The organism is Paraburkholderia sp. RL17-383-BIF-A (genome assembly GCF_046028015.1).
Lineage (GTDB): Bacteria > Pseudomonadota > Gammaproteobacteria > Burkholderiales > Burkholderiaceae > Paraburkholderia.
Genome location: NZ_JARESR010000020.1, coordinates 121,897 through 146,770, shown reverse-complemented (window position 1 = coordinate 146,770; position 24,874 = coordinate 121,897). Strand labels below are relative to the sequence as shown.

Genomic DNA, 24,874 nt, shown 5'->3' with positions numbered 1-24,874 from the left:
ACAAAAGACGGGGCACTGAACCGAAAGACGCGGGAGCTGGTCGCGTTAGGGATTGCGATTGCCTGTCGTTGTGACGACTGCATCGGCTTTCACGTCCAGACGCTGGTGAAGCTGGGCACGACAAGGGCCGAGCTGGAAGACGTGCTCGGCACTGCGGTCTATATGGGAGGCGGCCCATCAATGATGTATGCCACCCATGCGTTGAGAGCCTTTGAGGAGCTTTCGCCCTGACTATCAACGTAGCCGGATTTCTGCCGGTTTCCGTTGCGCAATTCAGTTCCCCGACAAAGCGTCGTAACGTGGGACTTACTGCGGCGCCATGTCCGCATGATGATGCATATGCCCATCCATCGCATCAGCACCGTGGTCCGACAGCTGCGCGTCGAACCATGTGTGAAGTGACGACACCAGATTCGGGTCATCGCTGCGATAGGTGAGCTCGCCTCCACCTCTAATGTCCTTGTACGCAATGGATATCTGGCCTGGCTTTGCCGCCCTGAGTTGCGCCAACCCGGGCATGTCAGCTCCGTGGGTCCGGGCGGGCGCCGAAAAGTCGCCACGCTGAAACTGCGTCTGTATTTCACGCAGATGCTTGCGAATCAGCCGAATTTGGCGGCTATCAGACTGGTTTTTCGCAATTACCTGCTGGCTCGCCCAACGTCCGATTTGGTGAAGATGTGAGTTGTGGCCTTGAGGCTGAACGGCATGACCTCCGCACCTCGCTGCGCGACCTCGGCCTGACGTTCAGCGTCCGCCGCGAACGATTCAACCGCCGCGCCCAGGCCTGCCATCACGATAAGCGTAGTAAATAATGTGCCCGGTTTCATTGAATGAGATTCCTGCGTAGTAGACAGTGATAGCCGATTACACCCAATCCCCTCTCGTGCCGGCCACAATCATGTCAAGAACAAAGAGCAGCATGGGTACTGCCACGATAGCGTCGCCAGCATCCGTCAGCGCCAGAATCAGGCCGACAACAGCTCCCGGTAGCATACTGACTGCAGCCATGCGGTCCATTCCTCTGCCCCTATAAGCGCGGGAATTGCGCGAACGGCTCACCAATCCGTGCGCAGCGTGTCAGCCCTGCTGCCGACTCAATTTCGCGCGTTCGACGAACTCGAACACGGCCATGCCACCAAGCATTGCGGCCACAAAACCCCATGCTTTCGGAAAGCCAGCGCCCAGTGCGACCAGCGCGGGTCCCGGGCAAAATCCCGCGAGCCCCCAGCCGATGCCGAATACCGCACTTCCCAGCACAAGTCTCAACGTCACGTTGGTATTGGCCGGAATCTGCATGGGCAGCCCCAGCAGGGATTTCTTGCGGCCTTTTGCAAACAGGAACGCGATAGAGCCGATGGCTATCGCGCCGGCCATCACGAATGCAAGAGAGGGATCCCATCGTCCCGCAATATCGAGAAATCCCAGCACCTTCGCCGGATTAGCCATGCCGGACACCATCAGGCCGACTCCAAACAGAAGGCCGGAAATTAAAGCAGCGAGCAAACCCATTTCAACCTCCAAGCAGATGCCTTGTCACGAACACGGTCATAAAACCGCTTGCCATGAATGTTGCCGTCGCGACCAGCGAACGGATAGAGCCGCGCGAGATGCCGCAGACACCATGGCCGCTCGTGCAACCGCTCGCGTAACGCGTGCCTATGCCGACGAGAAAACCCGCAATGAGTATTTCGGTCCACCCGGCCTGGATATCAGGCGCTACCGGGTTTCCAAGCAGGCTTGCCAGCACCGGTGCTCCAATCAACCCGGTAAGAAAAGCGACCCGCCAGCCGGCATCTTTGTGTGGCGCGCCAAGCAGCCCACCGAGGATGCCGCTGATGCCAGCTATACGTCCGTTGAATAAAACAAGCACGGCAGCCGCGGCGCCGATCACCAGACCGCCAGTCAATGACAGGCCCGGCGTAAAACTCGCGATATCAATCGACATGACCTCTCCTCACCTTCATTGGGCGCAAAACTGGTCGTACAGCACGGTCATGACCGCAATCGCTTCCTTGCTCGCGATGGAATAAAAGATGCTCTTTCCCTCCCGCCGCGTCTCAACGAGCTCGTTATCCCGAAGCACCCCAAGTTGTTGTGAGAGTGTGGGCTGACGTATGCCTAGCTGCTCTTCCAGGTCACTCACGCACAACTCGCCTTGGGACAACTGGCACATCAACAGCAACCTGTCGGGATTGGCCAGCACCTTCAGGAGACCACACGCTTTCTCCGCCGATGCCTGCATTACCGACAGATCGATTGGGGCGGACTTCTTCCGCATCTCACCGTCCTATAATTTGCACATTGATAATATATCAAACTATATATTATTTGTGAGAAGAATGATCGCTATCTCAGGATGGTCGGGATGCAGCGCACAGTTCGACCAACTGTTTCGTGAAGACGGAGAGTTCTTCATCGGAATGTGAACGGCAACCATGTCGCTGATCACCTCGCCGCTTTCCTCAGTCGCGTTAACGAGTCGTAAATTTTTGCATTGGCATGACACGGGCAGGCAGGTCGACGCTCCTGATGGCCTCGCCAAGTCGTGCGCCATTCATCGCAGGCGCCCACTGGTCGATCATGCCCCCGCGCCGCCCATGTCGACCGCGCTGACGCCGTCAGGCCTTTATGTTGATGAGGGTGCCTACCGTCTGACCGCTGGAGTTGACACTCGGCGCGGCGCCCGATGGTGCTGCAACCGCCGGGCTAGCCTTCCGGCCCCCGTCATCAGCGTCGCCGTCGAGGTCGGGTCCGACTTCACCAGCTTCACCACCCTTGACTGCCTTTTGCGGCGTCGGATATTGCGCGCTGATCTGAGGATTCGCGATGGAGGAAATTGTCATGGTTCACCTGAGGACGAATGTGAGCACGACCATTCGTGCTCGATGCAGATAACGGCGCCATGATTTTTTACTTGATATCTATTGAAAGAAATATTCGGGAATCGAAAAGTCAATCGGATAATAGCCCGGCGCGATCCATTCTTCATTTTTCGGGTGCTTAAGTTTTCCTTCAGGTCGATATGCTAGATTCAGCGCAATTCGATTCATCTCGATGAAACCGGTATCTAAATTTTCGCGGTCCGACTGGTGGCGCGACTCGTGGCGCATGCCCCTGAAGAGCTATTCGTGACATCCTTGTTTCGGCTGTCGGCAGTCGCCCTGATACTGGGCGCGCTCCTGGTGATCAAGCGTATGGCGCGAAGAGCGTTTCGTGTTGGCCTTGTGCGTAATGATGTGACCTTCACAGGCACGTCCTCACATCGAGCATTGATTTCGCTGACATGCCCGCAACGGCCGCTAGTCATTCTTCACATTAAGCTCGCTGGCGTGGCGAGAGATACCTTTCGTCCATAGGTAATCGGAGTTTTCGCTCGAAGCGGCCCGGCTTGTTGCGGGGAGGGATATCTCCGTTCGACCACCATCAATCGTCAACGGCGCTGAATCCATCTGCGTAGCGGCATTCTGAATGACTGTTCCGGAAATGTTTTACGTGTCGATCGATGAGCCGCGGACAAAATGCTTTCTCTGAATTAAATGCGTGTACAGATTGCATCGGACCTCCATCTGGACGTCCTCGAAAAAAACAGAGGCTTCAATGACTTACCGCTTCAAGTCGCAACCGACGCGGATGTTCTTGTCCTTGCTGGCGATGTTCATTGTGGCACGCACGCTGTCGACTACTTTGAGCACTGGCCGGTGCCGGTTGTCTATGTTTCGGGGAATCATGAAGCATTTGGATTACCTTATGCTTCGGTCGTAGAGGCGCTTCGAGTCAGGTCGGCTGGCACACAGGTCAGATATCTTGAGCGTCAATCTGTCGTTATCGGCGGCGTACGGTTTCTCGGAGCCTGCCTGTGGACCGACTACGAGCTCTACAGCACGCGTGATTCGAGTATGGATTACGCACGCGCCCACATGTCGGACCATTCGGCGATCTGGCTTACTGATACCGAACGCTTCAGCCCGGAACACGCTTTTATCGAACACAAAGGCGCGGTCGACTGGCTGACGCGCCAATTGAGCATCCCGTTTCCAGGAAAGACAGTCGTGGTGACTCATCACGGCGTGTCACCCGATTCGATTCACCCGCGCTTTCTGGATCACCCAATCAATCCTGGCTTTCTCAGCGATCTACGCAACCTGCTTGGCCAGGCGAATTTATGGATTCACGGCCACGTGCACGATTCGTTCGATTACCACCACGGTGCGTCGCGGGTCGTTGCGAATCCGCGTGGATATCCGGCCAACCTCGGCAACGCCAGGTCATACAGTGACCTTACGTGGGAAAATCCGGCGTTTTGCTCGACCAAGGTGGTGGAATTATGATTCACCGCGACTGCGGCAGCGGCGCCGGCTTGGCAGCAACCGCCTTCGCTTATCGATATGACGACGGCACAGGGCATCTGATCATGGAACCGACTGAGTCCCGACTTGCCAACCGCCTTTAAAGGCAGCACTTTCTCGCCATCTGGAGTGGTTCGAAGGCGGTTGATGTCACGTCCAAAGGATGACCCTTCAAGGTGACGCGCTTCGCACTATTTTCGCGAGCGTTCAGTTGCGCATCGTGCGCGTAGCCACCGCCAGATCAATCGTCATCGTCGCCGCGGTGATGGTGCTCCCATCCGCGGTGGCGGCCGTGATCATGCCACCTGCGTTCGTCGCCGTAACCCCCTTCATAGCGGTATCCATAGCCATAGACCGGTGCCGGCGCGTAGACCACTGGCGGCGGTGCTTCATAGACCACTGGCGGCGGAGCCTCATAGACGACCGGGGGAGGTGCGGCATAGACGGGACCCGGCACACCGAGAAACACGCCGATATCCGCATGTGCGAGAGCCGCGCTGGATGCGCACGCGGCGCAGAGTCCCGCCGCCAGAAAAAGGGTAACGCGTTTCATGGATATCTCCTGTATCGCCGGCTTCTGGCGAATACCAGGCAATGGCGAACAACGCGGATTTTAGAGAGGCGCGCGGACGCAGGTGCGTCCGAAGTGTCAGTTCTGTAACCGGCAGTAACCCGCTGCGAAAACTGCCGGGTACAACCATGATTACGACACGCTTAGCGAGTCTCCTGAGACATGGACGCGCTCACCCACCTGGACCGAGGGCTGCGTCGAGTAATTGAAATTCCGGTAGCTGCCGTCCTGCATTCTTACCTGCACCTGGTAGCTCGTCGCCTTGCGCACCGCATGCTCGATGCCGTTGCCCGCCAATCCGCCGCCAACCGCTCCTGCAATCGTTGCCAGCACGCGACCGCGCCCTCCTCCAACCTGGTTTCCCAACAGACCGCCGGCGACAGCTCCGCCTACGGCGCCAAGACCCGTCGTTGATTCGGGTTCCTGAACTGTGTTAATGGCCACAACTTCGCCGGCATTCGGGTCGACGGCGACCGGCCTCGCTGCGGGCTGTGCCGAGTTTTGATAGGCATCGTTGTTCCCATATCTCGGAGCCTGCTCGGGCGCCGCGCTACGATGATGATGGACGCCTGGTTGCGCTGGCGTCTGCTCATGCGTGACGCGCTGCTCCGCGACCGGTTGCGGCGACGTCGCCGGGGCGCTGGCAATTTGCGCGGCCACAGGTGCTGCCGCCGTCGAAGGCGCGGTCGTTGCCCGTGACGTTGGCAGAATGCCGGTCATGGCAGCGATGCCCGTGGCACTGGCCAGGATGACGGCTACAGCCGCACCCGCAACCAGGGGGTGGATACGACTGCGTTGCGGCGGATTGGAAGTCAGATTGGTGTTCATAGTGCGCTCCGTTGACGTATGTCAGCAAGAACGCGGGAGCCGGCAAATTGGTGGACGTAATGCCGGCAAGATTTGTAAGCACTTGTAGCATTTCCCGTCGACTGGTCGGCTCGGGGTTTCATCGAAAAACCGACGCTGTAGCGACCAGCGCCTCAGGCTATGGCACCAAACTTGACTACCATTGTTCAGGCAGCCGCTTGTGCAGGTTGTACTTCAACCGTGACATGCGAGAGGCCCTTGAAACGCTTGAGGACCGCGTGATAGAAGCGCGAATCGCGATGCAGTTCATTGGTCGCAACGGACACCACAGCGCTCATATGGCCGGGGCCGAGTCGCCACACGTGCAGGTCAATGACCTTGTCACCCGAGTCTTCAATCACCTGACGGACGCTGTCCGCCATCCGTCGGTCGGGGTTGATGTCGAGCAGAATCGCGCCTGTGTCACGCATCAGTCCGTAGGACCAGTTCGCAATCACCAGTGCTCCAATGACACCGGCGAGCGGGTCCATCCAAAGCCATCCGAATGCGCGCGCCAGCAGGAGGCCGACAATGGCCAGCACCGAGACCGCTGCATCTGCTATCACGTGGATGTAGGCAGACCGCATGTTGTGGTCCCGAATGGCCGCATGATCCACCTCGTCGTGATGCACATGTTCTTCGAATTCGACCTCGTACTCGCCGCCCGCCATCCGCACCACAGCTTTAAATGCGTGCGGCTCCGGAATGGGGTCTTTCGACTCCAGATACCCACCCCGCTCTACTAAATCAAACACCTGTCGCGATCCGTCAGGTCGTACGGTTGTAATGGTTCCCCCGGCCGCTTCCAGCTGCGAACCCGCAGTGGCAGGCGCAACCCGAAAGACTGGAGGCACACCGTCTTCGAAGATAGACACGTCAAACACGCCGGACGCGGTGAAGACCTTCTGTGCGTCGTCTTCGTGCGCATGGTCGTCGTGGCCATGCTCATGACCGTGCCCGTGGCTGTGAGCATGGCTATGACCGTGATGGTCGCCGCCAAGAAGCCAGACACTCGCGAGGTTGACCAGCAGGCCGACGACCGCGATAGGAATAGCCTCACCGAAATGGATGGGCACCGGCGAAAGGAAGCGTGACACTGCCTCGTAGCCAATCAGCAAGGCAATCATTGCCAGCACGATGGCACTAGTAAATCCCGCCAGGTCGCCCAACTTGCCGGTACCGAATACGAAGCGGGAATCCGTGGCATGTTTGCGCGCGTACGTATAAGCCAGTGCGGCAATCAGCATCGCACCCGCGTGCGTCGACATGTGGAGGCCATCGGCGACGAGCGCAAGCGACCCGAACAAACTGCCACCGACGATTTCCGCGACCATCATGGCCGAGCACAGCGCAATCACCGCCCAGGTCCTGCGTTCGTTCTGCTCATGGGCTGAACCCAGAAAGATGTGGTCATGCCCCGCACCGAACGCGGCATCGTTGAAATCACTCATTTTTGACTCTACTTGAAATAGCTGTGAACAACTTCGATGAGCTGTTCGGTCGCGCTGACATCAGGCTCATCCGCGCTTTCTGCATCGACGAGATGATTGCGGATATGGTCCTCCAGTACGACGGCAAGCAGGCCATTCATCGCTCCGCGACAACTCGTAATTCGCTGCAGAACATCGGAGCAGCCATGCTCTTCCTCGAGTGCCCGCTCAATGGCTTCAACCTGCCCCTTGATACGGCGAACCCGGTTGAGAAGTTTCTGTTTTTCATGGACCGTATGACTCATTGCGGCTCCCCAGACACCCCTTCAGGGCGAAAAATAGACTTGAGTTTAACATAGGGGGTGGGGGTATCCGTCGGTTTCATCAAACCAGCCTTGCGAATTTCGCCTAATACCGCCTTGCTCGTATTCGAAGGCCGATTTCTGCGACCTCGCAACCTTTGCCCACAACCGTGGTCCGAGTGAAGCACGTCCCGCTGACAATTCAGCTGTTCAACATTGGAGGTTGTGATGAAAATCCTGATGATTTTGACGTCCCACGATCAACTCGGTAACACAGGAAAGAAGACCGGATTCTGGCTCGAAGAATTTGCCTCACCCTTTTATGTATTCAAGGACGCGGGAGCAGAAATTACTTTAGCTTCGGTCAAGGGAGGCCAACCGCCGCTTGATCCAAAAAGTGACGAACCAGACGCGCAAACCGAGTCAACGAAACGCTTTCGCGCTGACAAGGAGGCGCAGGCACTGCTCGCTCATACGCATCCGCTGTCGGAGGCTGATGAAGCGGAATACGACGCGGTCTTTTATCCCGGCGGCCACGGCCCGCTGTGGGATCTTGCCGAGGACTCGAAATCGATATCGTTGATTGAAGCATTTCAAACAGCTGGAAAACCGGTTGCGTTTGTCTGCCATGCGCCTGGCGTCCTTCGGCACGTGAAGGGCACCGACGGAAAGGCGCTCGTGAACGGGAAAAAGGTCACCGGCTTTTCCAATTCAGAGGAGGCTGCAGTCGGGCTTGTCGATGTGGTTCCGTTTCTTGTCGAGTCGGAACTGCAAAAGCTTGGCGCGCATTACAGTAAAGGACCGGATTGGGCGAGCCACGTGGTGGTCGACGGACAGTTGGTGACGGGGCAGAACCCTGGCTCATCGGAGGCGAGCGCAAAGGCAGTCATAAAGATGCTGGGCTGAAATGCGGCGCGGTAGTCGACACCCGAGCAGTGCGGTGTCGACTCCGTGGTCTCGCCAGAGGGCGGGTGACCTTCCTCTCGGATTCGGCCAGTTAAACCGCTGCGCATGTGCGGCACAACAGGCCTCATCAACGCGAAGACCCAGCCCTTGCGTTCAGGCTTCGCTTCATGCGGCCTTAAGCCATTGCAGAACCCGCCCCCAGTCCTGCGGCGTCATGGCGCCGAACCAGTCGTCGTGATCGGCGTTGGGCAACAGCATGAGCCGGGCATGTTCGTGCTCGCTCGCGAAACGTCGTGCATGCGCGACCGGAATCAACTCGTCTCGCTGCGCCCCGATGATGACCAGCGGCCCCTCATAACGCGATACGGCGGCGATCGAATCAAAGCGGTCGTGCAGCAGCCACCGCACCGGGAAAGCCGGATACTTTTCAGCGGCCACATCGGCGAGCGAGTCCCACGGCGTCACCAGCACGACGCCCGCGATCGCCGACTCGTTGCCCTTGACCACTTGCGATGCCATGCCCGCGCCGAGCGACTCGCCCACTAGATAGACTGGACCGCGCCATTGCGAGAGCACGGATGCCAAAGCTTCACGGGAAGCAACCGTCGCCGCTTGCATGGTGCGCTCACCTCCCCGCTTGCCGTGCCCCGGATACTCGACAATGACGACCCGAAACCCGGCGCGTACGAATACATTAGCGAGCGGCAGCTTGGTCTCCGCCGACTCCTCGTTGCCGTGATAGACGATGAACGTACCGCGCGGTTCGTGCTCCGTCGGCCTGACGACGTAACCCGCGTACGCGCCTTGCGCTTTCCACGCGTCAATGTGGTTACCCGCCTTCACGACCGTGCGAAGATCCGCCGCGTCCGGCGTGGATGGAAGCAGCATGCGGTCCTGCATCAGATACAGCGCCAGCGCCGCGCCCAGATAGGCGGCGACAGCGATCCATAGGGCATAGGTAAGCACGCGCATGCTTTGTCTCGTGCGAAGCGGCTTTACTAGTTTCGGGGCCGATATAAGGACAAACGCCGGATCGATGCGCTAATTTCCATTGGTCAGTTTGCTGCCATTGCATTCGGGAAAACACGGCCCAGTCCAAACTTTGCCTGATATCGCCGGATATGTCACAAAAGTGTCTGGCACAATCACTGTTTCATGGGTCAATGTCACCTCGCCGTATATAACAAAATGAAAGTCAAAAACTCTCGCCGCTGGGCGCCGCGAGGCCGCAGACGGTGGATTATTGCAGCTACGGCACTTTTTACCGCCGCTGCCATCCGATCTGTACTGCACCCGCTGCTTGGTCCGATCATGCCGGGCACCGCCTTTCTCATCGCCGCCGTGCTCGTGGAATACTATTGTGGTCTCGCGCCCGCATTCAGCGTGATGCTGGCGGGACTCTGTCTCGCGGATTACCTTTTCGTCCCGCCGTACGGACGCCTGGACGTCATCGACGCGTCGGATATCCGCCTGCTGGTGTCGTATCCGCTGATCACGATTGTTGTGATCACGCTGGTCGAGCGTTTGAAGCGCGCGCAGTATCGCGCCGAACTTCTGGCGTCTGTCGCGCAGTCGCGCTATGAAATGCTGCTGCGCGGCGATAACGAACGCCTGCTGGCGCGTCGCGCCACGGATGAAATGCATCGCATGCTGCATCACATCGCCCAGCACAACCGATCACTTATTCTCATCAAGGCAGTCGATCCGGCAACGAGCGCGCCGCCTAGCAGTTTTGTTGCGGCAGCGGCGACTTCCACGGCCGACGGCGTCATCGACGACGAATCGTTTCGTACGGGCATCGCCTACGGCACCCGGCATTCGGAAGTGCATCGGGATGATCTCGCGCGTGTGAACGACCGCCTGATGCCGGGCCATCACCGCATGCGTTTTCTATCGAGAGGACACGGTTGGCGCGCGGTCGAATGTATGTGCGAACGCTTCATTACGCCGTCCGGCGAGTTTCTGATCCTTCGGGCGGAAGACTGACCATGAAGCCCTCTCCATTTCCCTCCGCTCAGGGCAACGATCACGCTGTCCTGCTTTTACACGGCCTGTCGAGTTCTCCCGCGGAATTGCGCTTCCTTGCGCGCGCGCTTGCCGAAGAAGGCTTCGTGACTCACACGCCGGAGCTTCATGGCTACAGTGCCGGAGCGGGACATGCGCCGATGGAACAGTGGATCAGCGCAGCCGTCGCCGAATTCGACGCGCTTGCCGCGCGATACCGGCACGTTTCGGTATGCGGACTTTCCATGGGCGCGACGCTGGCCGCCGCCGTCACTCAACAGCGCCCGACCGCGCGCGCGTTGCTGCTGTTGTCGATCACACTCAGTTACGACGGCTGGGCGATTCCCTGGTATCGATTTCTACTCGACTACGTCTACTACACGCCTTTGCGCTCGCGCTATCGCTATCGCGAGCACGAACCCTACGGTCTGCGCAACGAGGCGTTGCGCTCGAAAATTGCGCGCGTGATGCAAAGAGGTGAAATCAGCGAAGTGGGACCCGCATCCATTGCGATGCCCGCGCTTCACGAAGCGAGCCGGCTTGCGAACTGGGTACGCGAGAAGCTGAAGAGCATCAGCACCGACTGCCTCATCATTCATGCGATCGACGACGAGACGTCCAGTCCACACAATGCGCAGTATGTCGTGGCGAACGTCGGCGCGTCGTTTCTTCGCACCATCTGGCTCGACGACTCGTACCATATGATCACCTCTGACAACGAGCGCGAGGTAGTCGCGCGGGAATGCGCGCTATTCATGCGCGAAAGCGCCGCAACGTCGGCGTCCTGCAACAATCCGACGCCTGTCGTATCACGGGCGCTCGCTCGACGCCTGAGACAGTTGGCCGCCGTGGCGAGGAAAGCATGAAGCTCCATATCGCATCTTTCCGACGCCGCTGCCTGGCGCTCGCAGCGGTAAGCGCGTGTTGTACGACGGGTATCGCGCACGCCGATGAACCGCAGGCGGACAGCGACTGGAAAATCTCGGTCGGGCCGGGCATGTATGTGTTCCCGAAGTTCCCCGGCTCCTCACAGTTGCAAGTGCTTCCCTTCCCCGTGCAGGACATTTCATGGAAGGACCGCTTTTTCTCGCAGGGTCCGGATGTGCTCGGCGTCAACGTGATGCACGCGGAGAACTATCACCTCGGCATGTCGGTGAGTTTCGACTTCCAGTCGAGATCATCGTCCGACGATGCGCGGCTCAAAGGCTTACCCGATGTGCACTATGGACCGAAGCTGCGGATCTTCGGCGATTACACGTGGTGGGCGTTCACCGGCGCGGTGGCGGCCTACCAGGACATCGCGGGAACGGGGCAAGGTCTGACGGCGATGGCCGATCTGTTCGTATCGGCGCCGATCGGCAACTGGCTCATTTCAATGGGTCCGGGCCTCACGTGGGCCAACGCGACCTATACCCAAACGATGTTCGGCGTCACGCAGCAGGAAAGCGCGGCATCGGGACTACCGCACTACGATACCGGTTCCGGTTTGCGCGATGCTCACTTCAACGTGAATGCCACGTACAAGATCAGTCCGCACTGGTCGGCGAACGTTGCGGCCGTTGTGGGACGCCTCGAGCGTTACGCCGCCGGCAGTCCGATCACCGAGCGCCGGCTCGACCTCAACGGGATGGCGTCGGTCCTTTACCGCTTCTAGCAGCGAAACTCATTCGCCCAATCTCACCGGACGGAATGAACAATGGCGTTCAAAGAAGCCGGACGGGCCGGCTGTCTGTGCATTCGGAATGAGTTGCCTTCACTACGTCCTGATGGAACTGCATGGATTTCCATGCCATCCGATAGCGCGCATGATCAGGCTGCCGGCTCCCTCCTGGTTGGCCGCTGCGGGATCAGCACGATACACGCCACCATGAAAGTAAGCAGGATGCCGGACGCATACAGCCGACTCACTTGCAGTCCGCCCTGCGCCACCGGTTTATCGAGGAAGTCCCCCAACGTCGCGCCGAGTGGCCGGGTCAGAATAAACGCTGACCAGAACAGCGCCGTGCGCGATACACGCGTCCAGAAGTAAAGTGCGGCCACGACAATCAGGCCGGCTCCAAAGAGCATTGCGCCATATTCGTATCCGATACCGAGCCCGCCGCGGTCTTCACCCGCTACCCAGTCCCCGAGCGCCGTGCCGAGCGTTTGTGAAAACAGGATCGTAATCCAGTAAAACCATTCAGCCCTGGCGGTGACGATGCTCTCGACCGAGACCGTCCCCTCCGACCGATACCATATGGCCAGACTGCCGATCAATAGCGCAACGACTAGCGTAGTGCCGCCGGGATATCCGATGCCTAGCGATCTATCGGCGAAGTCCGCCATTGTCGTACCCAACGTGGTCGTGGCGACAATCGTCGCCCAGTACAGGAAGCGATGGAAATCTCTTGCCTTGACCTGGGCTGAAACGAGGGCGACGAATAACACGAGGAAGATCGAAGAGCCGACCAGATAACCAAGATTCAGCGACATGGATACCCAATCTCCGCCGGTTTCCCCCAGCGTCGTCGCGGCCACCTTGATCGCCCAGAATCCGATCGTTACCTCGGGAACCTTGCTGACAGCCTGGCTGGCAAAGCTCGCAGTGCTTCCTTTCATGTTCATTCCTCTTTCTTTGCACTTCAATGGATCGTTGCGCCCGCAAGCGCCTGCGCCTCGCGCCAGCGGCGCCGAAGACGTGGCAGACAGATTGCATCAGTCAGGTTAACACCCGCTTAACCAGGCCGTTCGCGCGTATTCAATCCACACGGAAGCCGGATAAGCGTCACCTAAGGTTCAACACGTACTCTGATGATGCACGTCACAAGGGCCCTCGACGTGATGCTCCAGATCGGCGCGCAGGAGTCGAAGCGCGAAGGTCAGGAATATTCATTCAGATTCCCAAGGAAAACGCACTATGAAACGCATCCTCTCCATCTGCATCCTTGCCATCACCGCTTCGCTGCCTGTCGCCAGCTTCGCGCAGGCGACCAATGGTCCACTCACGCGCGCCGAGGTGCGAGCGCAAACAGTCGAAGCCGAGCGAGACCACACCCTGCATCAATCCAAAATGGGTTATCCGGCTTCTCAGCAATATGCGAGCCCGCGCCAAACAGCCGGTGCGACTGGTTACGGCACGCAAACGGGCGGATCGTCAGAATCTCGGACGCCGCCCGCTCATGTTGCGTCGTCTGGCGCGGATACCGGGCTTTTCACTCACCACTAGACTGTCCATGCGTCGTCTGTCGACCGGCGCATCGCGCCGTTCCGCAGCGCTTTCGTTTGCCCAAGAATGCGACGGCGTGCATGAGGGCTTCGATCCGCTTGCTCACGAAAGGCAGATAATATTGACCAAACGCTTAACAATTGCTTAAGGAAACGTTAATTCCGGATGCGCGACAATGTCGGATGGTGAACAACGCAAGGAGCGCCGATGCGTCTGCTTCTGGTAGAAGACGATGAAATGATTGCGGAAACCGTGCTCGAATCAATGGGGCGCGAAGGATATGCAATCGACTGGGCACAAGACGGCCGGGCGGCCGAGTTGTCGCTTGGCAACGGCGTGTACGACCTTGTCCTGCTGGATCTCGGCCTGCCTAAAAAAGACGGCATCGACCTGCTCAATAGCTACCGCAAACAAGGTGGTCAGGCGCCCGTCATCATCCTGACAGCACGCGACTCCGTGAACGAGCGCATTCGCGGCCTCGACGCCGGAGCCGACGACTACCTCATCAAGCCCTTCGATCTGGATGAACTGGCAGCAAGAGCGCGGGCGTTGCTGCGACGACGAACCGGCCAGAAACAGCCGATCTATTCCCATGGTGAGCTAACGCTCGACCCCGCCGCTCATGAAGTGAGGAAGAACAGCGCACCGGTAGCGCTCGTGCCGCGGGAGTTCGCGCTGCTGCAGGCGCTGATCGAAGAGCCCGCGCGCGTCTTCACCCGGTCCGAACTCGAAGACAAACTGTATGGATGGGGCGATGAAGTGGGAAGCAACACAATCGAAGTGCACGTGCACAGCCTGCGGCGCAAGATCGGCGCAGAACAGATCGTGACGGTGCGTGGTGTTGGCTATCGATTGAAGAGGCATGAATGACGTCGATTCGCCGCTGGCTACTCGGCTGGCTGATCTGCGGCCTCGCCGCCGCCTCCGGAATTGCGGCATTCGGGATCTTTCATACGGCCCGCGAAGAAGCCAATGAACTGTTCGACTACGAACTGCGTACCGTTGCCCTGTCCTTGCCATCGAATCTCGAAACGGCGGAGACAGTCGAGCGGCAAGGCTCGGAGTTCGAAGGTATTTCGGACGACCGGATTCTGATCGAGATATGGGACAAAGGGGGCTCGCTCGTCTACCACTCCCGCTTGTCGCCGGTTCTGGCGCGGCTGCCTGCGGGTATTCGCACCATCGAACGGGGTGAGGCTCACTGGCGCGTCCTGGGCTTGCAGCAGCCGGACCGCTTTATCCAGGTTGCGCAACCCGTCTCCGTACGAGAAGCGCTGGCGCTCCACCTCGCGCTCCATACCTTGTGGCCGCTCGGCCTGCTCATGCCTGTGACCATCGTACTGGTGTTGTTCGTCGTGGCGAGAGGTCTCGCGCCGATTGGCGGATTATCGCGCTCGCTGGCAACGCGTTCGCTCGATTCGCTGGAACCATTGCGTCTTGACGGCCAGGTGCCGGTCGAAATCCGGCCGCTCGTCGATGCATTGAACGACCTGCTGCAGCGTCTGAACGCCGCCTCACAGGCGCAGCGCACTTTCATTGCGGATGCCGCGCACGAACTGCGCTCGCCGCTTGCCGCGCTGAAACTGCAGTTGCAGGCAGCGTCGAACAACGGCACCTTGAAAGACGATGGCCAGACGATCGAGCGGATCGACACACGGCTCAATCGCATCATCCGCCTCGTTCAACAGCTTTTGACGCTTGCAAGGGAGGATGCGAATCCGGCAAACGAAGGCGTATCGGTCAGCTTGAGGAAAATCGGCGAGCAGGCAGTCAGCGATTTCTCCCTGCTGGCGGAACAGAAGCAGATTGATCTGGGCCTGGAGTTCCGGCATCCCGTGACGCAGGACAATCCGTGCGATGTGCTGGCTGATCCGCATGGGGTGAGCGTGCTGCTGAATAACCTGATCGACAATGCGATCCGCTACACGCCGCAAGGTGGCAGGGTCGACGTCGTACTCTGCCTCACAGGGGCGCGCCTCGGCTTCGACGTGGTGGACACCGGACCCGGCATTCCCGAGCGAGAGTTGGAGCGTGTGCTCGACCGCTTCTATCGCGGTGAGCATACCAAGGGGACGGGCAGCGGGCTCGGACTCGCCATTGCGGCCCGTATTGCGCAGCGACAGCAGTTGACGCTCAAATTGGCGAACAACGTTGATGCAGCTGGTCTCACGGTGTCAGTCCGCGGATTTATCAGACCTGGCGGGTCCAACGCAGCGGCACGTTAGCCCCACCTTCGACGTACGAGGAACCCTTCGCCTCCGTTCGGACACAATTGCCAAACACTGTCTGATCACGACGGGATTCGAGGCGTGCAAGACGTTCAAATACTCGCGACAACGTTCCGGTCAACGTTAGCGATTCAGCTCAACTTTTCAACCCACCACTCAATCCTTAAGGAAACCTTAAGGCAATTGCTGATTGCTGTTTTTTTCCAGTCCATACCATTAGCCGCTTGCTGGTTATGGAATCGAAAGCGCCCATTCATCCTGACGACTCAATTGCCCTGCACATTCATTCCCGGATTACCAAATGTTTCGTGGCAACCTGAAAAAAGGACGGGAAATGAAGACGATGCGCATAGGGAAACGCAAGCAAATCGGCCTTGGCGTGGGCGTTGCCCTGCTCGCCGGGCTGTACTCGATGGGCGCGGCGGCGGCCGATCAGCATGAACACGAGCACGAGCACGAGTCAGTGAAGCATGTGTTGCTGATCAGCTTCGACGGTCTGCATGAACAGGACGTCGCACGCTGCATCGGTTCGAATGCATGCCCGAATCTTGCGCTGCTCGCCAGGTCTGGTACGACCTACACCAATGCGCACACACCGGGCCTGTCGGATTCGTTCCCGGGTCTCGCGGCGCTCGTCACCGGGGGCTCGCCCAAATCCGCCGGCCTCTTCTACGACGTATCCTACGACCGCACGCTCTTCGCGCCGTCCGATAGCAATTGCACCGGCAAGCAAGGCTGGAATGTCGTATTCGACGAAACGACTGGCATCGACGGCGAGAACGGCGGCGCACTAACGCATCTCGACGGTGGCGGCGCGTTCAATCCGCAGGCTATCCCGCATACGTTGGTCAATGGTGTCTGTGCGCCCGTCTATCCGCATAACTATGTGAAGACCAATACGATCTTCGAAGTAGTCAAACGCAACGTGAAAGGCGCGCGCACCGCCTGGGCAGACAAACATGCATGGGGCTACGACTGGCTGAACGGGCCGTCAGGCACGGGCGTGGACGATCTCTCGCGCACCGAGATCAACTCGATCGATCCGGCCACCAAGACGAACTACACCGACGTCTATACGCACACGGAAAAGTTCGACAATTTGCATGTGCAGTCGCTGATCAATGAGATCGACGGCAAAGACTCCACAGGTCAATCCAGCGCCGATGTGCCCACACTGTTTGGCACCAACTTCCAGACTTTGAGCGTTGCACAGAAGGCAACGGTCGCGAATGGCGGCGGCTATCTGGATGCGAGCTTCACGCCGGGGCCGCAGGTCAGCAATGCGATTGCTTATCTTGACAACGCTCTGGGTCGCATCGTGACCGAACTGAAGCAGCGTAATCTCTATTCGTCGACGGCGATCATCGTCACGGCCAAGCATGGGCAGTCACCGACCGATCATTCGAAGCTGATCAAGAACGGCGACACGCTGTCGAAACTGCTTGAAACAAGCAACTATCTGGATCCGAACGGCAACTTCGGGCAGAACGCTACGAAGAGCGGCAACCTCAACGACGGAACGGGTCTGGTCGGAACGGGTTTCGTCCAGACCGATGACGTCGGACTGATCTGGTTGCGCGATCAAAGCCAGCTGTCTGCCGTCGTGAAGACACTCAAAGGCAACCTCGGTTGCAATGCTCCCGGTATTTGCGCAGACGGTCCGCAGGCATACATTCTCTACGGCCCGCAATTGACCGGCCGGTTTGGGGACCCTGCCGATGGACGCACGCCTGACATCGTCGTCCAACCGAACCCGGGTGTGATCTATACCTCGAGTACGGCAAAGGACGAAGAGCACGGCGGCAACGCTCCCGACGACAGCCATCTCGGTCTTGTGATCTATGTGCCCCACGCCCAACACACTGGACAGATGAACGGCGAACATGTACTGACCACACAAGTTGCGCCCACGATTCTGCGTTTGCTCGATCTGAAGCCAGAACTGCTGCATTCAGTTGCTGTTGAAGGAACGCGTGCCCTGCCGGAATTCGATCGCGAGCACTTCTAGGCGAATGGCCGTGCTCCGTGGCTGAAAGCACGGCACTTCAATAGTGCGATGCTTCAGGATATCCAACGGCGTTCGGTGCTCGCACAGCCGGGAGCGTCATGAGGGGCGTCGCTCCCGGTTAGCCGAGTTGGGCGCTCGACGACATGTTCGCAAACATGTTGTCGAGCGGCGCAGCGATCTATCGCTAGCCGGTGCCTGGCCGCTTTACGCCTGCGCCTTCGGCCGACTGCTGCCCTCACCCGCACGCACATCAAACGCCCCGCCCGTCAGCACCTGATCGCGCAACGTGACCGGCCTCTTGCCGGGCAACAACGGGAACACAAGCTCCGCGAAACGGATCGACTCCTCGAGATGCGGATAGCCGGACAGCACAAAACTATCCGCGCCCGCGTCGACATACTCCTGCAACCGCGCGGCGACCGTCTTTGCATCGCCGACCAGCGCCGTGCCCGCGCCGCCGCGCACCAAACCCACACCGGCCCACAAGTTGGGGCTGATCTCCAGCTTGTCGCGGCGTCCGCCATGCAACTCCGCCATCCGGCGTTGCCCGACCGAATCCATGCGCGCGTAGTTCTCCTGCGCGCGGCGGATGTCTTCGTCGTCGAGCTTGCTGATGAGGCGCTCGGCTTCGGCCCATGCCTCTTCGTTGGTCTCACGCACGATCACATGCAGACGCACCCCAAGACGCAGCTTGCGGCCATGGGCGGCGGCACGCCGCTGCACATCGGCGAATTTTTCGGCGACGGCGGCAGGCGGCTCGCCCCACGTCAGATACGCATCCACATGCTTGGCCGCGAGTTCATGCGCGGCCGGCGACGACCCGCCGAAATACAGCGCCGGCGCCGGCTGCTGCACCGGCGGATGAAAGTTGCGCGCCTGCTCCACGTGAACGTATTTGCCCTTGAAGTCCACCGTCTTGCCGGCGAGCAGATCGCGCCAGACGGTGAGGAATTCGTCGGCGGCCGCATAGCGCTCGTCGTGGGGGAGAAACACGCCGTCGGCGGCGAGTTCGGTGGCGTCGCCGCCCGGCACCACGTTCAGCAGCAGGCGTCCATGCAACGCCTGGTCGAGCGTCGCGGCCTGGCGCGCGGCGGCAGTCGGGCCGCTGATCGAGGTGCGCAACGCGACCAGAAGCTTGATGCGCTGCGTCACCGGCACGAGACTGGCGGCGGTGACCCACGGATCCTGACAACTGCTGCCGGTCGGAATCAGCAAGCCGTCATAGCCGAGATTCTCGGCCGTGACCGCGATCTGACGCATATATTCGTTGTTCGGCGGCCGGCCAAAATCGGACTTGCCGAGATAGCGTGTATCGCCCGAGGTCGGCAAAAACCAGAAAATATCGAGACTCATGCGTGCTCCTGTGACAAACGTTGTGCGAGGCGGACCGTGTGCGGTTTCATACCGCCTCTGCGGCGTGCTGCCGGAAGCTCGCCGCCGCGTGCCGGGCCGGCAACTGGTCGCCCTCCCCGAACAGCTTGTGGCGCAGCGCGCCGTCTTCATAAGCGGTCTTGTACAGGCCGCGATTCTGCAATTCCGGCACGACCAGATCGATAAAATCCTCGTAGCTTTCGGGCACCACCGTGCGGCTCAGGTTAAAGCCGTCGACGCCCGTTTCCTCGATCCACGCCTGCAGTTCGTCGGCAACCTGCGCCGCGCTGCCGACAATGGCCGGATAGCGGCCGCCTAGCTCGAACATCTCCAGCAACTTGCGGCGTGTCCAGCCGTGCTGTTTGGCTGTTCGCGTGGCCGATTCGATCGCGTTGCCGGGCGCGTAGTCCACCGGCGCGTCGAGATCGTATTGCGCGTAGTCGATACCCGTACTGGCCGCGAAGTGCGCAAGCCCGGCTTCGCGGCTCGCATATTGCCGATAGTCGGCATATTTCTCGCGGGCCTCCTGCTCGGTTGCGCCCGCAACCACCGCGGCGCCGACGAACACCTTCACGTCCTCCGGACGGCGGCCGGCCTGCACCAGTTGCTCGCGCAACGTGCGCACGGTTTCGCGCGCGGCCTGCCGGTTCGGCGGCGAAATGAACACGCATTCGGCGTGACGCGCGGCGAACCGCTGGCCGCGCCCGGAACTGCCGGCCTGGAACAGCACTGGCGTGCGCTGCGGCGACGGTTCCGCGAGGTGATACCCCGCCACGTTGTAGTACTTGCCCGCATGCCGCACCTGATGAACCTTCGCCGGGTCCGCATACACGCGGCCCGCCTTGTCGCGCAGCACCGCGCCCTGCTCCCAACTGCCTTCCCACAGCTTGTAGAGAATCTCCAGGTATTCGTCCGCCCGGTCGTAGCGCTCGTCGTGCGGCAGTTGCTCGCTGAGTCCCATGGCGCGCGCCGCGCTGTCGAGGTAGCCCGTGACGATATTCCAGCCAACCCGGCCTTGCGTCAGATGATCGAGCGTCGAAAACCGGCGCGCGAGAAGATAGGGCTGCTCGTAGGTGAGATTGACCGTCACGCCGAACCCAAGATGCTCGGTCACGGCGGCCATTGCCGACACCAGCAGCGTGGGATCGTTGACGGGCAACTGGATCGATTCGCGCAACGTCACGTCCACGTTGCGTTGATAAACATCGTAGACACCGACGATGTCGGCGAGAAAGAGCCCGTCGAACAGTCCGCGCTCCAGCGTGCGCGCGAGGTTGGTCCAATACGGCAGCAGACGGTAGTCGCTCGAACGGTCGCGCGGATGCGTCCACAGGCCGTGGTTGATATGACCCACGCAGTTCATGTTGAACGCGTTGAGCAGGATCTGTTTCTTCGCCATCACAAGGCTCCATGCCGCGGCGGCAGCTTGTCGTTGAGGTAGTAGTTGCCCACGGCGTGATACTTCCAGCGCACCGGGTCGTGCAACGTGTGAGTGCGCGCGTTGCGCCAGAAACGGTCGAGGCCGAGACCGTCGAGCGTCGCGGCGGTGCCGGCGAGTTCGAACAGGCGCGACCCGGCATCCAGCGACACGGTCGTGGTGAGCGCGCGCGCCTCGGCCACAGCGATCGACGCCTGCGCGACCGACTGCTCGGTGGGCTGCGCCTGCGCGGCATCGACGAAGCGACCCGCGCGGCGCAGCAACGCTTCTGCCGCGCGCAACCGCACTGAGAGGTCGCCGAACTGCGCAATGGTCAGCGGATCGTCGGCGGCCCGTTCGACCTTCGCGTCGATCCACGGTCGCGAGCGCTCGCGCACGAATTTCAACGCGGCTTCGAAGGCGCCGCGCGCCTGACCGAGATCGATTGCCGCGTGAATGATCTGCGCGAGCGGCCCGATCGTCGTGGCGCGCTCGAACGACGCCTGAAACGGCACGACCCATTCGGGCTCGACGTGCACATGATCGAACTGCACCGACCCGCTGCCGGTGACACGCTGGCCGAAGCCATCCCAGTCGTCGGTTACGGTGACGCCCGGTGTGCCGCGCGGCACGAACGCCAGATAAGTGACGTCGCGGCCCTGCTCTTCGGCGACGACCAGCGTGGGGATCCAATGTGCGTAGAGCGCGCCCGTGCAATAGAACTTCCGGCCGTCGACATACCAGCCGGCCGCCTCTCGCGTGAGCCGTGTGCGTCGTTTGAAATCCTTGTGGCCGATTTCCGCGAGCGCATTGCCAAAACGCTCGCCCGCGAGCACCCGTCCGTAGAAAAAGCGCTGTTGCTCCAGGCTGCCGCCAACGCGCAGCACCTCGAGCGCATAGAAATGGTTCTGCGGGATCTGGCCGAGCGAGCCGTCGGCTGCGGCGATCGTTGCGGTGACTTCGGCGAGCGTACCGTTGCTCACACCCGCGCCGCCGAATTCGCGCGGCACGGTGATGCCCCACAGGCCGCTCGCCACGAAGGCGTCGAGTTCGGCCCACGGAAGCCGCCGTTCGCGATCGCGCAGTGCGGCTTCGCACGCGAATGCCTCGGCCAGACGGCGCGCGACGAGCCGCGCCTGCGCGTCGTCGCCGATCAGCTCGGGAGTGGGCAGCGAACGCAGTTCGCGAGGCAGCACGGCTGGCGCGGCGCTGTCGCCAACCGCGGAAGAAAGGTCAATGGTCATGTTTCAATTCCACGAATGCCGCGCGGGAAGCACTTGATTCAGGTGATAGTTGCCGAGCAGATGCAGCTTCCAGCGCACCGGGTCATGCAGCGTATGAGTGCGGGCATTGCGCCAATGGCGGTCGAGGTTGTGTAGCGCACGGGTCGACGCGGAGCCGGCCAGTTCGAACAGCTTCTCGCTAGCCTCCAGCGCGATGCGTGTGGTCAACACCTTGGCCTCGGCAACGGCGACGGAGGCGCGCGCGCTGGCTTCGGCATCGATCGGCCGGGTCGCGATCGCGTCGAGCGTGCGGCCGGTTTCCACCAGCACTTCATGCGCGGCATGCAGGTCGATCTCCAGACGGCCGACATCGGCGATGATGTACGGGTCGTCGGTTGCGTGCTCAAGGCCGGAATCGACCCACGGCCGCGCGCGTTCGCGCACGAAGGCAAGCGCGTCGGCAACGGCGGCCTGTGCGATACCCTGGTCGATCGCCGCCTGAATCAGTTGCGACGTCGGGCCGGACAGACCCGGGCGGTCGGCCAGTTGCCAGATCGGCAACACGTCCTGCGGATCGACGGGTACCGCGTCGAAGGTGACGGTGCCACTCGCCGTGGTGCGCTGGCCGATGGCGCTCCAGTCGTCCACTACCGTCAGGCCCGGCGCATCGCGCGGCACCCAGACCTGCACGGCGCGTCCTTCGTCGTCGGTCGCGCGCGTCGGGACGCGGTGCGCGAACAACGCGCCGGTCGAATAGAAACGCTTGCCGTCGAGGCGCAAGCCGTCGGGCGTCGCGCGCAGGCGCGTCGAACCCTGCAGGACCGTCGCGGCCGCCGCCGAGCGACGTTCCGGGCCGGCATTACCAAGCCGCCGGCCGGCCAGCACTTCGCCGTACAGACGCTCTTTCTGCGCCGGGCTGCCGACTTCGCGCAGCACGCCCAGCACGCCGAACTGGTTCTGCGGAATCTGCCCTAACGCGGGATCGGCCGCGCAGAGGTTCACGAAGACTTCGGCCAGCGTCGCGAACGACACATCCGCACCGCCATATTCGCGCGGCACGGTGATGGCGCCGAGACCGCTTTGCGACCATAGATCCAGTTCGGCCCATGGCAGCACGCGATTGCGGTCACGTTCGGCGGCGCCCGACGCGAAAACGTCGGCGAGGGTGCGGGATGCGGCGAGCGCCTGTGCGTCGTCAGCGATCCGCGTGACGCGCGCCGGATCGGGACGCGCCGGCAGTCGCGACGCGACAGGGCTGGATGTGGGACTGGACATGATGGCTCATACAGACAGTTGAGACCCGTCCGCTTGCGGCGTTTCGGCCTGTTGCCATTGGCAGCAGTACGGGTCCGACTCGCCACGGAAGGGCTAATCGTCTATTGGACCAGTACCTGCGCGTCACGCCTACTATCGAATTGGCAATTGCTTATCACGCGTTCCGATTTGCGGTGACGGCCTGCCCGGCTGCCTTGCGGCTTTTTCATTCGCGGAGTCCACCGAGCGGCAACGGCGTAGCAGGTTCCTCATTCGATCGCATAGTGGCGTGAGCGGACGGTGTGTGCAGCAGGATGCGGTGAGCGATCCATTGCAACGCGGAGCACAGCAGCAGATAAACGATGCCGACGAACACGAAAATCTGTGCGGGGTAAATCATCAGGCGGCTGTTGACCTGATTGGCGAGGAACGTGAATTCCGGCACGCCGACGATATACGCCAGCGAGGTGTCCTTGACCAGCGACACCCACTGATTGACGAACGACGGCATCATGATGCGCACCGCCTGTGGCAGCACCACGTGACGCAACGCCTGCCAGCGTGTGAGCCCGAGCGACAGCGCCGCCTGTTGCTGACCCGCGCCGACCGACACGATGCCCGCATGCACGGCGTGCGACAGGTACGCGCCACCGATCAGCGACAGCGCGCACACCACCGCGACCAGTCCCGGCACGTCGATATGCAGCAGGATCGGCATCAGGAAGAAAGTCCAGAAGATCAGCATCAATACCGGAATCGCCCTGAAGAACGCGACGATTGCGACTAGCAGCAGATGCACGCCACCGCGTGTCAACGAGAGCGCCACGCCGCCCGCCAGCCCCACCGCCGCGGACAGCAACGCCGACACCACGGATAGCACGACCGTCAGCGCGGCGCCGCCCAGTGGCCCATTGGGGAACGCGCCGAGCAGCAGATACCGCAGCGTCGGCAGCCACTCGAGCGCCGTCATGCCCGCCCTCGCTGCAACGCACGTGCGCCAGTGTGTTGCCAGATCACCAAGGCCGTTTCGATCAACGCGATGGTGCCGATATACAGCACGGTTGCAGTCCCGAAGGCCTGGAAGGTGCGGAAGCTCTCCGTGTCCACCTGACGCGACATATAAGACAGTTCGGCCACGCCGATCGCCATGGTCAGCGACGAGTTCTTCACGACATTCATGTATTGCCCCGCGAGCGGCGGCGTGGCGATACGCACCGCTTGCGGAAGAACGACGTGCCGCAAGGTCGCATAACGCGTCATGCCCAATGCGGCGCCCGCCTGGTATTGCGCGATGCCCACGCCGCGGATGCCGGCGCGAAACTCCTCCGCGATAAAGGCTGTGCTGTAGCAGGTCAGGCCCAGCCAGCCGGCGAACAGTTCGAAGCTCGGCCAGTGCACGGCAAAGGGCCCGGCGCTCAAGACATGCGGCGTGTTGAGCCACGTCATCCAGGCTTGAGGCAGCAGCGTCGCCGCGCCGAAGTACCAGAACAGCAATTGCACCAGCAGCGGCGAGTTGCGAAACACGAGTACATAGACCCTTGCCGCAGCCGCGACCGTGCGATGTTGCGCGATATGGGCTATTGCCAGCCCGAATCCGAGCAGCGTCGCGCACACGCTCACGCACGCCGACAGGATCAGCGTGATGAGAAAACCGTGGGCGAGCCAGCCGAGATAGCGCGGGTCCAGCCAGAAATTCAAGAGATGCATGCGGAAAAAACGCGGTCCGGTATCAGCAAGAAGGCCCGGTCACGCGTTTAGGGCGG

General features: G+C 60.8%; 28 protein-coding genes. 10 read left to right on the top strand and 18 right to left on the bottom strand.

Annotated elements, in window-relative coordinates; translation table 11 throughout:
- Positions 1 to 231, top strand: a 231-nt coding sequence (locus tag P0D71_RS22605) for a carboxymuconolactone decarboxylase family protein (RefSeq protein WP_408482199.1), incomplete at its 5' end; no start/stop codon positions are given.
- Between the two features lie 407 nt (positions 232 to 638).
- On the opposite strand, the gene P0D71_RS22600 is transcribed toward P0D71_RS22605, so the two are convergent.
- The 6 genes from P0D71_RS22600 to P0D71_RS22575 all read right to left on the bottom strand — a co-directional run bounded on the left by P0D71_RS22600 (position 639) and on the right by P0D71_RS22575 (position 2,843).
- Positions 639 to 827, bottom strand: coding sequence for a hypothetical protein (locus tag P0D71_RS22600; protein ID WP_408482198.1), 189 nt, complete (start codon positions 825 to 827; stop codon positions 639 to 641).
- A gap of 37 nt (positions 828 to 864) precedes the next feature.
- Positions 865 to 1,008, bottom strand: coding sequence for a hypothetical protein (locus P0D71_RS22595; RefSeq protein WP_286162069.1), 144 nt, complete (start codon positions 1,006 to 1,008; stop codon positions 865 to 867).
- A gap of 69 nt (positions 1,009 to 1,077) precedes the next feature.
- Positions 1,078 to 1,509, bottom strand: a complete 432-nt coding sequence (locus P0D71_RS22590; protein WP_408482196.1) for a DUF6691 family protein — start codon at positions 1,507 to 1,509, stop codon at positions 1,078 to 1,080.
- A gap of 1 nt (position 1,510) precedes the next feature.
- Positions 1,511 to 1,945: a YeeE/YedE family protein gene (locus P0D71_RS22585; RefSeq protein ID WP_091801276.1), complete on the bottom strand. Its 435-nt coding sequence runs from the start codon at positions 1,943 to 1,945 to the stop codon at positions 1,511 to 1,513.
- Between the two features lie 15 nt (positions 1,946 to 1,960).
- Entirely contained in the window at positions 1,961 to 2,278 is a 318-nt protein-coding gene (locus tag P0D71_RS22580) for an ArsR/SmtB family transcription factor (RefSeq protein ID WP_091801279.1), read from the bottom strand.
- Between the two features lie 340 nt (positions 2,279 to 2,618).
- Positions 2,619 to 2,843 carry a hypothetical protein gene (locus P0D71_RS22575; protein WP_408185024.1) on the bottom strand — a complete coding sequence of 75 codons (225 nt, stop codon included), beginning with the start codon at positions 2,841 to 2,843 and terminating at the stop codon, positions 2,619 to 2,621.
- A 693-nt stretch (positions 2,844 to 3,536) separates the two neighbouring features.
- On the opposite strand from P0D71_RS22575, the gene P0D71_RS22570 reads away from it, so the two are divergent.
- Positions 3,537 to 4,328: a metallophosphoesterase gene (locus tag P0D71_RS22570; protein ID WP_408185023.1), complete on the top strand. Its 792-nt coding sequence runs from the start codon at positions 3,537 to 3,539 to the stop codon at positions 4,326 to 4,328.
- 259 nt (positions 4,329 to 4,587) lie between these two features.
- On the opposite strand, the gene P0D71_RS22565 is transcribed toward P0D71_RS22570, so the two are convergent.
- The 4 genes from P0D71_RS22565 to P0D71_RS22550 all read right to left on the bottom strand — a co-directional run bounded on the left by P0D71_RS22565 (position 4,588) and on the right by P0D71_RS22550 (position 7,498).
- Positions 4,588 to 4,899, bottom strand: coding sequence for a hypothetical protein (locus P0D71_RS22565; RefSeq protein WP_091801288.1), 312 nt, complete (start codon positions 4,897 to 4,899; stop codon positions 4,588 to 4,590).
- A 150-nt stretch (positions 4,900 to 5,049) separates the two neighbouring features.
- Positions 5,050 to 5,745, bottom strand: coding sequence for a glycine zipper 2TM domain-containing protein (locus P0D71_RS22560; RefSeq protein WP_408482194.1), 696 nt, complete (start codon positions 5,743 to 5,745; stop codon positions 5,050 to 5,052).
- A 185-nt stretch (positions 5,746 to 5,930) separates the two neighbouring features.
- Complete coding sequence (gene dmeF, locus P0D71_RS22555) at positions 5,931 to 7,214, bottom strand: CDF family Co(II)/Ni(II) efflux transporter DmeF (protein WP_408482193.1); 1,284 nt, start codon at positions 7,212 to 7,214, stop codon at positions 5,931 to 5,933.
- Between the two features lie 8 nt (positions 7,215 to 7,222).
- Positions 7,223 to 7,498 carry a metal/formaldehyde-sensitive transcriptional repressor gene (locus P0D71_RS22550; RefSeq protein ID WP_091801298.1) on the bottom strand — a complete coding sequence of 92 codons (276 nt, stop codon included), beginning with the start codon at positions 7,496 to 7,498 and terminating at the stop codon, positions 7,223 to 7,225.
- A 225-nt stretch (positions 7,499 to 7,723) separates the two neighbouring features.
- On the opposite strand from P0D71_RS22550, the gene P0D71_RS22545 reads away from it, so the two are divergent.
- On the top strand, positions 7,724 to 8,401 hold the full coding sequence (locus tag P0D71_RS22545; protein ID WP_408482191.1) for a type 1 glutamine amidotransferase domain-containing protein: 678 nt from the start codon (positions 7,724 to 7,726) through the stop codon (positions 8,399 to 8,401).
- Positions 8,402 to 8,566: 165 nt separating this feature from the next.
- Here the strand turns inward: P0D71_RS22545 and P0D71_RS22540 are convergent, their stop codons facing one another.
- Positions 8,567 to 9,373 carry an alpha/beta hydrolase gene (locus P0D71_RS22540; RefSeq protein ID WP_408482190.1) on the bottom strand — a complete coding sequence of 269 codons (807 nt, stop codon included), beginning with the start codon at positions 9,371 to 9,373 and terminating at the stop codon, positions 8,567 to 8,569.
- Positions 9,374 to 9,589: 216 nt separating this feature from the next.
- Between P0D71_RS22540 and P0D71_RS22535 the strand changes: the two genes are divergently transcribed.
- The 3 genes from P0D71_RS22535 to P0D71_RS22525 are packed head-to-tail and all read left to right on the top strand — an operon-like array spanning position 9,590 to position 12,059.
- Entirely contained in the window at positions 9,590 to 10,387 is a 798-nt protein-coding gene (locus P0D71_RS22535) for a DUF4118 domain-containing protein (protein WP_091808695.1), read from the top strand.
- A gap of 2 nt (positions 10,388 to 10,389) precedes the next feature.
- Complete coding sequence (locus P0D71_RS22530; protein ID WP_408482187.1) at positions 10,390 to 11,271, top strand: alpha/beta hydrolase; 882 nt, start codon at positions 10,390 to 10,392, stop codon at positions 11,269 to 11,271.
- Positions 11,268 to 12,059 carry a MipA/OmpV family protein gene (locus P0D71_RS22525; RefSeq protein WP_091801308.1) on the top strand — a complete coding sequence of 264 codons (792 nt, stop codon included), beginning with the start codon at positions 11,268 to 11,270 and terminating at the stop codon, positions 12,057 to 12,059. The genes P0D71_RS22530 and P0D71_RS22525 overlap by 4 nt, the downstream gene beginning before the upstream one ends.
- Positions 12,060 to 12,214: 155 nt before the next feature.
- Here the strand turns inward: P0D71_RS22525 and P0D71_RS22520 are convergent, their stop codons facing one another.
- On the bottom strand, positions 12,215 to 13,003 hold the full coding sequence (locus P0D71_RS22520; RefSeq protein WP_091808697.1) for a COG4705 family protein: 789 nt from the start codon (positions 13,001 to 13,003) through the stop codon (positions 12,215 to 12,217).
- 298 nt (positions 13,004 to 13,301) lie between these two features.
- Here P0D71_RS22520 and P0D71_RS22515 point away from each other — a divergent pair, with 298 nt between their 5' ends.
- The 4 genes from P0D71_RS22515 (at position 13,302) to P0D71_RS22500 (ending at position 17,846) form a co-directional block, all read left to right on the top strand.
- Positions 13,302 to 13,610: a DUF4148 domain-containing protein gene (locus tag P0D71_RS22515; RefSeq protein ID WP_408482185.1), complete on the top strand. Its 309-nt coding sequence runs from the start codon at positions 13,302 to 13,304 to the stop codon at positions 13,608 to 13,610.
- 207 nt (positions 13,611 to 13,817) lie between these two features.
- On the top strand, positions 13,818 to 14,480 hold the full coding sequence (locus tag P0D71_RS22510; protein WP_091801313.1) for a response regulator: 663 nt from the start codon (positions 13,818 to 13,820) through the stop codon (positions 14,478 to 14,480).
- The gene (locus P0D71_RS22505) at positions 14,477 to 15,835 is read left to right on the top strand and encodes an ATP-binding protein (protein WP_408482183.1); all 1,359 of its coding nucleotides are present in this window, start codon (positions 14,477 to 14,479) and stop codon (positions 15,833 to 15,835) included. The genes P0D71_RS22510 and P0D71_RS22505 overlap by 4 nt, the downstream gene beginning before the upstream one ends.
- Before the next feature lie 415 nt (positions 15,836 to 16,250).
- Entirely contained in the window at positions 16,251 to 17,846 is a 1,596-nt protein-coding gene (locus P0D71_RS22500; protein WP_408482203.1) for an alkaline phosphatase family protein, read from the top strand.
- Between the two features lie 204 nt (positions 17,847 to 18,050).
- Here the strand turns inward: P0D71_RS22500 and ssuD are convergent, their stop codons facing one another.
- The 6 genes from ssuD to P0D71_RS22470 form a co-directional block, all read right to left on the bottom strand.
- Positions 18,051 to 19,199, bottom strand: a complete 1,149-nt coding sequence (gene ssuD, locus P0D71_RS22495; protein WP_408482181.1) for an FMNH2-dependent alkanesulfonate monooxygenase — start codon at positions 19,197 to 19,199, stop codon at positions 18,051 to 18,053.
- Between the two features lie 46 nt (positions 19,200 to 19,245).
- Positions 19,246 to 20,616, bottom strand: coding sequence for an LLM class flavin-dependent oxidoreductase (locus tag P0D71_RS22490; protein WP_408482179.1), 1,371 nt, complete (start codon positions 20,614 to 20,616; stop codon positions 19,246 to 19,248).
- Entirely contained in the window at positions 20,616 to 21,878 is a 1,263-nt protein-coding gene (locus P0D71_RS22485) for an SfnB family sulfur acquisition oxidoreductase (protein ID WP_408482177.1), read from the bottom strand. Before P0D71_RS22485 ends, P0D71_RS22490 begins: the two co-directional genes overlap by 1 nt.
- 3 nt (positions 21,879 to 21,881) lie before the next feature.
- Positions 21,882 to 23,132 (bottom strand): SfnB family sulfur acquisition oxidoreductase, encoded by a 1,251-nt coding sequence (locus tag P0D71_RS22480; protein ID WP_091801327.1) that lies wholly within the window; start codon positions 23,130 to 23,132, stop codon positions 21,882 to 21,884.
- A 205-nt stretch (positions 23,133 to 23,337) separates the two neighbouring features.
- Positions 23,338 to 24,081, bottom strand: coding sequence for an amino acid ABC transporter permease (locus tag P0D71_RS22475; RefSeq protein WP_408185009.1), 744 nt, complete (start codon positions 24,079 to 24,081; stop codon positions 23,338 to 23,340).
- Positions 24,078 to 24,818: an amino acid ABC transporter permease gene (locus tag P0D71_RS22470; RefSeq protein ID WP_408482175.1), complete on the bottom strand. Its 741-nt coding sequence runs from the start codon at positions 24,816 to 24,818 to the stop codon at positions 24,078 to 24,080. Before P0D71_RS22470 ends, P0D71_RS22475 begins: the two co-directional genes overlap by 4 nt.
- Positions 24,819 to 24,874: the final 56 nt, after the last annotated feature.